This window comes from Xanthomonas sp. LMG 12459, assembly GCF_009192905.1.
Lineage (GTDB): Bacteria > Pseudomonadota > Gammaproteobacteria > Xanthomonadales > Xanthomonadaceae > Xanthomonas_A > Xanthomonas_A sontii.
Map to the genome: position 1 here is coordinate 1 of NZ_NSGT01000119.1, position 9,694 is coordinate 9,694.

General features: G+C 67.9%; 8 protein-coding genes. 6 read left to right on the forward strand and 2 right to left on the reverse strand.

Annotated elements, in window-relative coordinates:
• Window positions 1–348: 348 nt before the first annotated feature.
• Entirely contained in the window at window positions 349–726 is a 378-nt protein-coding gene (pilH, locus tag CEK65_RS20330) for a twitching motility response regulator PilH (protein ID WP_010340114.1), read from the reverse strand.
• Between the two features lie 82 nt (window positions 727–808).
• Entirely contained in the window at window positions 809–1,813 is a 1,005-nt protein-coding gene (locus CEK65_RS20335; protein ID WP_152182807.1) for an acryloyl-CoA reductase, read from the reverse strand.
• A gap of 142 nt (window positions 1,814–1,955) precedes the next feature.
• Here CEK65_RS20335 and hflK point away from each other — a divergent pair, with 142 nt between their 5' ends.
• The 6 genes from hflK to CEK65_RS20365 all read left to right on the forward strand — a co-directional run.
• Complete coding sequence (gene hflK, locus CEK65_RS20340; RefSeq protein WP_026143730.1) at window positions 1,956–3,098, forward strand: FtsH protease activity modulator HflK; 1,143 nt, start codon at window positions 1,956–1,958, stop codon at window positions 3,096–3,098.
• Window positions 3,095–3,961, forward strand: coding sequence for a protease modulator HflC (locus CEK65_RS20345; protein WP_026144397.1), 867 nt, complete (start codon window positions 3,095–3,097; stop codon window positions 3,959–3,961). The genes hflK and CEK65_RS20345 overlap by 4 nt, the downstream gene beginning before the upstream one ends.
• Window positions 3,962–4,377: 416 nt before the next feature.
• The gene (locus CEK65_RS20350; protein WP_017909158.1) at window positions 4,378–4,563 is read left to right on the forward strand and encodes a DUF2065 domain-containing protein; all 186 of its coding nucleotides are present in this window, start codon (window positions 4,378–4,380) and stop codon (window positions 4,561–4,563) included.
• A gap of 258 nt (window positions 4,564–4,821) precedes the next feature.
• Window positions 4,822–6,114: an adenylosuccinate synthase gene (locus tag CEK65_RS20355; RefSeq protein ID WP_026144396.1), complete on the forward strand. Its 1,293-nt coding sequence runs from the start codon at window positions 4,822–4,824 to the stop codon at window positions 6,112–6,114.
• A 310-nt stretch (window positions 6,115–6,424) separates the two neighbouring features.
• The gene (locus CEK65_RS20360) at window positions 6,425–7,660 is read left to right on the forward strand and encodes a hypothetical protein (protein ID WP_152182808.1); all 1,236 of its coding nucleotides are present in this window, start codon (window positions 6,425–6,427) and stop codon (window positions 7,658–7,660) included.
• Between the two features lie 129 nt (window positions 7,661–7,789).
• Window positions 7,790–9,694: tetratricopeptide repeat protein (locus tag CEK65_RS20365; protein WP_193314849.1), on the forward strand; the 1,905-nt coding region annotated here is incomplete at its 3' end.

A 9,694-nucleotide genomic window follows, 5' to 3' on the forward strand; every position in this document is an offset into this window, starting at 1 on the left:
ATCGGCGGCGACGTCAGATGTTGATAAGAGACAGGTGCGCGCGCTGCACTCGGGCAACTGTTCGGGCTTGTCAGGCAGGAGAACCGGAGTGCGGCGGCGCTGACTCCTACTCGTGCTTGCTGGCACTGCGGCTAAACGGCCTGCCGCACTCCGCTCTCACCTACAACGATAGACCCTTATTTGACACAAGCGGCTTCAGCCGCGACAGGCGTTACCGGTAACGCCCGTCGCGGCTGAAGCCCCTCCTACAAGGCGCGCCGATTGCATGCGGCCTTACGCCGCGCACTCAAACGCCGCCCGGAAACCCGCCCCTACGAATCCCCATTCCCCAATCCCCAATCCCGGCTTCTACGGCGCATCCTCGCCACTGAACACACGCTCGATCACCTCGTACAACTCGTCCTCGGAGAACGGCTTGGTGATGTAAGCGCGGGCGCCCTGGCGCATGCCCCACATGCGGTCGGTGTCCTGGTCCTTGGTGGTGACCAGGATCACCGGGATGTTTTGCGTGGTCGGCTCGCGGCGCAGGGTGCGGGTGGCCTGGAAGCCGTTGAGGTTGGGCATCACCACGTCCATCAGCACCAGATCCGGCAAGGCCGCCTTGGCCGCTTCCACGCCGGCGGCGCCGTCGGTGGCGGTGATCGTTTCGTGCCCCAGTTTTTCGACGATGCGCTGGATGCCCAGCAACTGCGACGGCGAATCGTCGACGATCAGAATGCGTGCCATGTGGTTCCCCCTAGGAGGCTCCGAGTGTAGAGGCAGCGGCGCGAAGGCGGAAAGCGTTGCGTGTCACAAAGCGTCGGCGTGGCTACGCGCTTGGATCCAGTCGCACCACGGTGCGCCCGAACGACTGCCCGGCCAGCATCGTCGCGAACACCTCCGGCAGGCCGGCCAGGTCCACTTCGCGGGTGCAGATCGTCTCCAGGTGGCGCGGCTTCCAGTCGCTGCCCAGGTGCTGCCAGATGCGGTCGCGCAGGTCGCGGGCGGTGCCGGCCGAGCCGATGCCCAGCAGCGACACCCCGCGCAGGATGAAGGGCATCACCGTCATATCCAGGTCCGCGGTCGCGGCCAGCCCGGCACTGGCGACATTGCCGTACGGTGCCGTCTGCGCCAGCAGGCTGGTCAGCATCGCCCCGCCCACGTTGTCCAGGCCGCCGCCGAAGCGCACCGATTCCAGCGGCCGGCTGGTCTGCAGGGCCTCGCGGCCGAGCACCTGGGTGGCGCCCCAGGCCTTGAGCTGCTCGGCGCGCTCGGCCTTGCCGCTGACCGCATGCACCTCGAAGCCGGCGCGGCTGAAGATGTCGACCGCCAGCGAGCCGACCCCGCCGGTGGCGCCGGTCACGCACAGCGGGCCGAGCGCCGGGGTCTGGCGGTTGTCGAGCAGGCGCAGCAGCGCCAGCGCCGCGGTGAAGCCGGCGGTGCCCAGCACCATGCTCTCGCGCAGGCTCAGCCCGGCCGGCAGCGGCACCACCCACTTCGACTCCAGGCGCACGTAGTCGCTGTAGCCGCCGTCGCGGGTCTCGCTGAGGCCGCAGCCGGTGACCAGCACCGCGTCGCCTTCCTTGAACGCCGGGTCGCGGGAGGCGACCACGTGCCCGGCCACGTCGATGCCGCCGACCAGCGGAAAGCGGCGCAGGATCTTGCCCTGGCCGGTGCCGGCCAGCGCGTCCTTGAAGTTCACCGACGACCAGGCGGCGCGGATCACCACTTCGCCCTCGCTGAGCTGGTCCAGGGACAGCGGGACGAGGCCGGCGTGGTAGCCGGTGGCGTCCTGGTGGATGCGGAAGGCGGAGAACTGGGCGGGAACGGACATGGAACACCTTGGTCGGCACGCAGGAATGCACCAAGATACCCTTTCGAAACGGCGGGTCTGCCCCATCTTGTAGAATCGGCGACTCATTATCCGGTGACCGGCGCGTGACCGACGCGGCGCCACCTTCCTTCTTGGAGCATGCATGGCCTGGAACACACCTGGCGGCAAGGGCGGAGACGGCCCCGACAATCACGGGCGCGGTCCCTGGCCGCCGCGTGGCGGCAATGGGGGAGGCAGGTGGGGCGGGTTGCCGGGTCCGTTGAAGGACCTGTTCGGCGATGGCGGCGGCATCGGCCGCTGGATCCTGGGTGCGGTAGTGCTGGTGCTGCTGTTCAGCAGCTTCCAGTTGATCGGCGAGCAGCAGCGCGGCGTGGTGCTGCGTTTCGGCCAGTTCTCGCGGATCCTGCAGCCGGGCCCGAACTTCAAGCTGCCGTGGCCGATCGAGACCGTGCGCAAGGTCGATGCCACCCGCATCAAGACCTTCGACAGCCAGCTGCCGGTGCTGACCGGCGACGAGAACATCGTCAACGTCTCGCTCAATGTGCAGTACCGGGTCGAGGACCCGCGCACCTACGTGTTCGGCGCGCGCAACGCCGACCTGGTGCTGGAGCAGGCCGCGCAGAGCGCGGTGCGCGAACAGATCGGCCGCTCGGATCTCAATACGGTGCTCAACAACCGCGGGCCGATGGCCGTGGCCGCGCGCGAGCGCCTGCAGGCCGCGCTGAAGGCCTATCACACCGGCCTGATCGTGACCGGCCTGACCCTGCCCGACGCGCGTCCGCCGGAGGAAGTGAAATCGGCCTTCGACGAGGTCAACGGCGCCCAGCAGGTCAAGGAGCGGCTGATCAACGAGGCCCAGGCCTACGCCGCCAAGGTGGTGCCGGAGGCGCGTGGCCAGGCCGCACGCACCCGCACCGTCGCCGAGGGCTACAAGGAAGCGGCGATCGCCCGCGCGCAGGGCGACGCCGAGCGCTTCACCCTGCTGCAGCAGCAGTACCAGAACGCGCCGGAGGTCACCCGCAAGCGGCTGTGGCTGGAGACGATCCAGCAGGTGCTGGCGGAGAACCGCAAGGTCATCGGCGGCGACGGCCGCCAGCTGATCTACGTGCCGATGCCGGCCGACAGCAAGGCGCCGGCCGCGGCGACGCCGCCGGCGCCGACCACGTCGCTGCCGACGGTGCCGCAGGACGTGTTGATGCCGGCGTTGAACAGCAGTTCGGCCGAGAGTGTCCGCAACCCGGAGCGCACGCCGCGCCCGACCGGCCGTGAGGAGATCCAGCGATGAAACTGTCATTGTGGGCGGGCATTGCCGTCGTCGCGCTGTTCGCGCTGCTCAGCTCGGTGTTCGTGGTGCCCGAGGACAAGGCGGCGATGGTGCTGAACCTGGGCCGCGTGGTGCGTGCCGACCTCAAGCCGGGCCTGCACTTCAAGGTGCCACTGGTCGAGTCGGTGCGCATGTTCGACCGCCGTTTCCAGGTGATCGACACCAACCCGGCGCGCTACTTCACCGCCGAGCAGAAGGACGTCAGCGTCAGCTTCTTCGCCATCGGCTACATCTCCGACGTGCGCGCCTTCTACCGCGCCACCACCGGCGGCGACGAGAAGGTGGCCAACAGCCTGCTGGCGCCGATCATCACCGACTCGCTGCGCAACCAGATCAACTCGCGCACCCTGCAGCAGCTGGTGTCCGGCGACCGCAGCGAACTGATCGCCAAGCAGCTGGTGGCGATCAACGCGGCCAGCAAGACCCTGGGCATGCAGATCGTCGACCTGCGCATCAAGCAGATCGACCTGCCGACCGACAGCCAGGTGATCACCGACGTGTACGAACGCATGCGCGCGCAGCGCAAGCAGGAAGCAGCCAAGCTGCGCGCCGAAGGCGAGGAGCAGGCACTGACCATCCGCGCCCAGGCCGACCGCGAAAGCACGGTGCTGGTCGCCGAGGCCGAGCGCGACGCGCAGAAGCTGCGCGGCGAAGGCGATGCCGAGGCCGCCAGCGTGTACGGCAAGGCCGGCTCCGCCGACCCGTCGTTCTACGCCTTCTACCGTAGCCTGGAGGCCTACCGCGGCGCCATGGCCGACGGCAACGGCGTGATCGTGCTCGACAAAAACGATCCGTTCCTGCAATACCTCAAGAGCGATCGCTGAGGGGCGGGATTGGGGAGTCGGGATTGGGGATTCGCTAGAGGCTGATTCCCTGCTCAGCCTCTACTTTGCTCCTGCGTTCGTTGCTGTTACTTCGCTTTTGATGTGCCGGGGCCCCTACGTAGCGGCGAACAGGGCGGGAAAAACCCGAAGGGCGGCGCACATGGATGTGCGCCGTTCGCGGCAGGGGCAGGATGCCCCTTCCGCGAATCCCGTCCTGTTCGCGGACCCGTAGCGCGAAGCGCGGAGGGCGTGGAGTCGGGGTGTGCTTGACCAGCCTTTGGCTGTGGTAAAGCGCTTCTTTTGGTTACTTTTCTTTGCACAAGCAAAGAAAAGTGACCCGCTTCAGCGGAAGCTGTTGCTCTTGCTTTGATGCTCCTGCGTCCGTCTTGCAGGCTGCCCATCTCCAGGAGACCGCCATGCATGATCTCATCGCCGCGGTCTGCCTGATGGTGATCCTGGAAGGTCTGCTGCTGTTCGCCGCGCCGGAGGCGTGGCGGCACATGGTGCAGCAGATGTTGAGCATGCCGCCGCGGCAGTTGCGTGGGGCCGGCGCCATTGCCGTCGGCGTGGGCCTGCTGGCGCTGTGGTGGGTGCGCGGCTGAGCCAGGCGGGTGCTGGTCGCCGGTCCTGAACGCGGCCGGTCAGGGGGTGGTGACTGCCACCCAAAACCCGGATAATGCACAAAAGCCGGCCGGGCCCGCTCCACGCGAGCGTCTCGACCGGCTTTTTCCGTGTATGGGTCCTGCCGCCGCCTGGACGCTCCCCGATGGAGCGGCCGCACCGGTGTCGGTCGGTCCCCGCACGGCCACCACATCCGCGTGGCCCCGACGGTCGCGCAGCAAACCAGGAGTTACCCAGCCATGGGTCAGTCAGTTGTCGTGCTCGGCGCCCAGTGGGGCGATGAAGGCAAAGGCAAGATCGTCGATCTGCTCACCGAGGAAATCGGTGCCGTCGTGCGTTTCCAGGGCGGCCACAATGCCGGCCACACCCTCGTCATCAACGGCAAGAAGACCGTCCTGCACCTGATCCCGTCCGGCATCCTGCGCGACGATGCGCTGTGCCTGATCGGCAACGGCGTGGTGATCTCCCCGGCCGCGCTGCGCAAGGAGATCGAGGAGCTGGAGACCTCCGGCGTGGAAGTGCGTTCGCGCCTGAAGATCTCGCCGGCCGCGCCGCTGATCATGCCTTACCACATCGCCCTGGATCAGGCCCGCGAGAAGGCCGCCGGCGGCAAGGCCATCGGCACCACCGGCCGCGGCATCGGCCCGGCCTACGAAGACAAGGTGGCGCGCCGCGGCATCCGCGTCGCCGACCTGCATTACCCGCCGCAGCTGGAAGAGCTGCTGCGCACCGCGCTGGACTACCACAACTTCGTGCTGACCAAGTACCTGGGCGTGGAAGCGGTCGACTTCCAGAAGACCTTCGACGAAGCGCTGGCCTTCGGCGAGTACGTGCAGCCGATGAAGTCCGACGTCGCCGGCATCCTTCACGACCTGCGCAAGCAGGGCAAGCGCGTGCTGTTCGAAGGCGCGCAGGGTGCGCTGCTGGACATCGACCACGGCACCTATCCCTACGTCACCAGTTCCAACACCACCGTCGGCGGCGCACTGGCCGGCACCGGCGTGGGCGCGCAGGACATCGACTACGTGCTGGGCATCGCCAAGGCCTATGCCACCCGCGTCGGCGGCGGCCCGTTCCCGACCGAACTGGACGACGAGATCGGCCAGGGCATCCGCGACCGCGGTGCCGAGTACGGCGCCTCCACCGGCCGTCCGCGCCGCTGCGGCTGGATGGACATCGTCGCGCTGAAGCGCGCGGTGGCCATCAACGGCATCTCCGGCCTGTGCATCACCAAGCTCGACGTGCTCGACGGCATGGAGAAGCTGAAGGTGTGCATCGCCTACGAATACCGCGGCAAGCGCACCGAGTACGCGCCGCTGGACGCGCAGGGCTGGGAAGAGTGCACCCCGGTGTACCTGGAGTTCCCGGGCTGGAGCGAGAACACCCACGGCATCACCGTGTGGGACGAACTGCCGCCCGCCGCCCGCGCCTACCTGCGTGCGCTGGAGGAACTGGCCGGCTGCCCGATCTCGATCGTCTCCACCGGTCCGGACCGCGAGCACACCATGGTGCTGCAGGATCCGTTCGCCTGAGGCGGGCAGCACGCGACTCCTTCTCCCGCATGCGGGAGAAGGAAGTGCCGAGTCTCCAGAAAGCCCCGCGACAGCGGGGCTTTTTATTTCGCGCCGCACACGGATACGCGTAATGCGGTGCGCCGTGCATGCACGTGGGAGGGACAGCTGACCGAGCAGCGTGCGCGCGCTTTCTGGTTGCTCGATGCAATCGGAGTTGCCGGAGTGCCGTTGCGGACACTGCAGTCCGCGTCCATCTGCGGCTGCCGCAAAGCTGCGCTAGCATTCCGCGCGGCGCCCGCATGCCGCCACTCGACAAGGACGACCGCCGATGTTCGCTGCACTGTTCGACACGCTGTTCCGCCGCACGCCCAGCCCCGGCGCCTTCGCCAGGCTGTACACCGATGCCCTGCGCGCGCGGGGCTATCGCGAGGAGCTGGTCTATCAGCCCGACGCGTTCCGACTGGTCGGCGGCAATGGCTACACCATCTATCTGCACAACGCCTATCAGGCCTACAGGGCCGCGACGCGCAAAGGCCGCGCCGAGGCATTGCGCGCCTATGTGACGTCCTCGCTCAACGCGCAGGAAGAGAGTGGCCGGGAAAAGACATTCGACGAGGTGCGCGCGACGCTGATGCCGGTGATCCGCAATCGCGGCATGTTCGAGGAGCTGCGGCTGGAGCACCTGCTGGAGAAAGGCCTCGATGCGCCATTCCCATATGCATGGCGCGACATCGCCGAGGATTGCGTCGAGCTGCTGGCGCTGGATCTGCCGGATACGATCTCCACGCTGTTCCAGGGGCCGCGCGCGGCATGGGGGATCACCCTGGACGAAGGCCTGGCGATCGCCCGCGACAATCTGCGCGACGCGACCGCCGACCATTTCGTCGAAGTCGCGCCGGGCGTGTTCCGCGGCGCATGGCAGGATGCCTACGACACCAGCCGCGCGTTGCTGCCCGACGTGCTGTATCGCGTTCCGGTGGCGGGCAATCCGCTGTTCATGCTGCCAGCGCGCGACTGCCTGCTGGTGGTGGGCGATCGCGACGCCGCCGCCATCGGCGCGATGCTGGAACTGAGCGTGGAAGCGGCCGCGCAGGGCCGCAACGTCTCCGCGCTGGTGTTCACTTACGACGAGGCACGCCGCATGGTGCCGTTCGCGCTGGCGTCGCCCGAGCATCGCCAACGCCAGGCGGACCTGCGCCGGCTGCTGGACGCGCCTGCCTATGCCGATCAGAAGGCGGCGCTGGACAAGCTCCACGACGCGACAGACCAGGACATCTTCGTCGCATCGTTCAGCGTCTACCAGGAGCGCGACGACGGCGCGCGGCAGTTTTCGCTCTGCACCTGGACCAAGGGCGTCGATACGTTGTTGCCCAGAGCCGACCGGATCGCCCTGGTCGTCCCGCGCGACGACGCCGAGGAGGACGCGGTCGTCCTGGTGTCCTGGGACGAGGCTGTTGCCGCGTTTGGCGACCTGATGGAGCCCCAGCCGCCGCTGTATCCGCCGCGTTACCGCGTCCAGACGTTTCCCGATGACGCGCAACTCAGGCAGCTGACGCCGCTGTGATGGGACTTGGGGGTTGGAGTTGGGGGATGCATGGATGTGCTGCGTGCTCGGACCCTCACCCCCAACCCCTCTCCCGGTGGCAGAGGGGCTAGTTGCGGTCCCTCGGGTAAAAGCGCGTGCAGGCGTAGCGTGAGTAACGTGGCCTCTTGCATGGGATGGAGCTCAAGAAATTGCCCGTGTGGCCGATATCCTTGCACGGGTCGGCGTCGCTGCACGCTGGCAGCGGCGTGCGTGGGACCAGAGTGCGACGATATCCGCCGCATTCACGGATCCGGCGTGTGCTGCGGCATCTTGGGGAGAATGGCAGTGCGCAGTCGCTTGATCTTGCAGTCGCTCAGGATGCTGCTGTGCGGGAGTGTGCTGGTATCGTCCGCGGTGGCGCACGCGGCCGCGATGCAGCGGTGCGCACCGGCGCAGGCGTTGCCGGCCTGCGTGGCGGCGGTGCGTGCCGCAGACCCGGCGGCCGCGCTGCAGATGGGCATGCCGGCCTGGGACGCCGCGGCCGACAAGCAAGGCTCGATCGCGCTCGGCCTGGAACTGGTCGATGCGGCCGCCGCCGCGGGCCAGCCGAACAGGGTGGTCTCCATCGGCTCGGCGCTGCTCGCCCAGCCGTTGTCGCCGCAACAGCGGGTGCGCCTGTTCACGCAACTCAATGCCGAGATCTGGCGGCCGCGCGACGCGCTCCGCATCGCGCAGCTCGAAGGCGAGATGCGGCGGCTGGAAACGGAACTGCCGCACGATCCGCACATCGCCGAGCTGTGGCGACTGCTGGCCCGCTCCTACTACAAGATGGGTGCGCAGGAGGACGCCTTGCGGGTCGCCCGCATCGCATTGTCCAGAGTACGTCGGCATCCGGATCCGGTGGAGTACAAGGCCAACCAGACCGTGTTCCTGGTGTCGGCTCAGCAGGGGCGCATGCCCGATGCCATCGCCGCCCTGCTCGAGGCGGAGCGTGTGGTCAAGGCGCTGGGCAAGCCCGATGACGTCTCCATGCTGCACAACGCCACCGGCGTGTTTATTTATGCCCACGAATGGAAAAAGGCGATCGCCTACGGCCAGCGTACGCTCGCTGCCTACGATGCGATGCCGTACAAGGACCTGACGCGCGCGGACATACTCAACAACCTGGGCACGGCCTATCAGGGCGCAAACGAACTGCAACGCGCCGAAGCGATCTACCGGCAGGCGTTGGCGGCGGGGCGTGCCGATGGCAAGACGTCGCTGATCGGATTGCTGAACAACCTGGGCAACGTACTCGCGCTGCAGCATCGCCCGCGCGAGGCGTTGCCCTTGTTGCGCGAAGCGGCCGCGATGCTGGAGGGGGCGGCGCCAAGCGGCGACCATGGCGAGGGAGGCATCGTCTATTCCACGCTCGGCAACGTGCTGGCCGATCTCGGCCAACGCGACGCCGCGGCCGCCGCGTTCGAGCGCGCGCGGCAGATGTTCACGCAGTGGGACAACGTCCCCCGGCGGCTGGAACTGTACCCGCGCATGATCGACAACCTCGACGCACTCGGCCGCGACCGCGAGGCGCTTGCTCTTATGCGCGAGTACAAGGCGGTCAACGACAAGGCGGTGAACGTCGAATCAAAGACCCGGATCGCCGAGCTCGAATCGGCGGTGGACCTGGCGCGCAAGAACAGCGAACTGGCCGCACTTGCCCGCACCCGCGCCGCCGAACAGGCGGCGTATGCGCAACTGCAGGCGCGCGCGCAGCGCCAGCGCAGCGTGCTCTACGGTCTACTCGCCGCACTGCTGGCGCTGGCCGGCTTTTTCCTGCTCAAGGTGCGCGAAGGCCGCGCGCGTCGGCGCATCAACGCGGAACTGGCGCGCAAGAACGAGGAGATCCAGGCGCAGCACCGCGAACTGGAACAGCTCGCGGCCACCATCCGTCGCCAGAGCGAGGAAGACGCCCTCACCGGCCTGCGCAATCGCCGCTACGTTACCGCCTGGCTACAGGCGCGCGAGGCTGCAGCGACGCCCGAGCGCACGCAGGAACCGCTGCTGATCGCCCTGCTGGACATCGACCACTTC

Bases quoted from the DNA above. Each gene is read 5' to 3' on its own strand.
- CEK65_RS20360 (WP_152182808.1), top strand. From the start codon at position 6,425: ATGTTCGCTGCACTGTTCGACACGCTGTTCCGCCGCACGCCCAGCCCC.
- CEK65_RS20355 (WP_026144396.1), top strand. From the start codon at position 4,822: ATGGGTCAGTCAGTTGTCGTGCTCGGCGCCCAGTGGGGCGATGAAGGC.
- CEK65_RS20345 (WP_026144397.1), top strand. From the start codon at position 3,095: ATGAAACTGTCATTGTGGGCGGGCATTGCCGTCGTCGCGCTGTTCGCG.
- CEK65_RS20350 (WP_017909158.1), top strand. From the start codon at position 4,378: ATGCATGATCTCATCGCCGCGGTCTGCCTGATGGTGATCCTGGAAGGT.
- CEK65_RS20335 (WP_152182807.1), bottom strand. From the start codon at position 1,813: ATGTCCGTTCCCGCCCAGTTCTCCGCCTTCCGCATCCACCAGGACGCC.
- hflK (WP_026143730.1), top strand. From the start codon at position 1,956: ATGGCCTGGAACACACCTGGCGGCAAGGGCGGAGACGGCCCCGACAAT.
- pilH (WP_010340114.1), bottom strand. From the start codon at position 726: ATGGCACGCATTCTGATCGTCGACGATTCGCCGTCGCAGTTGCTGGGC.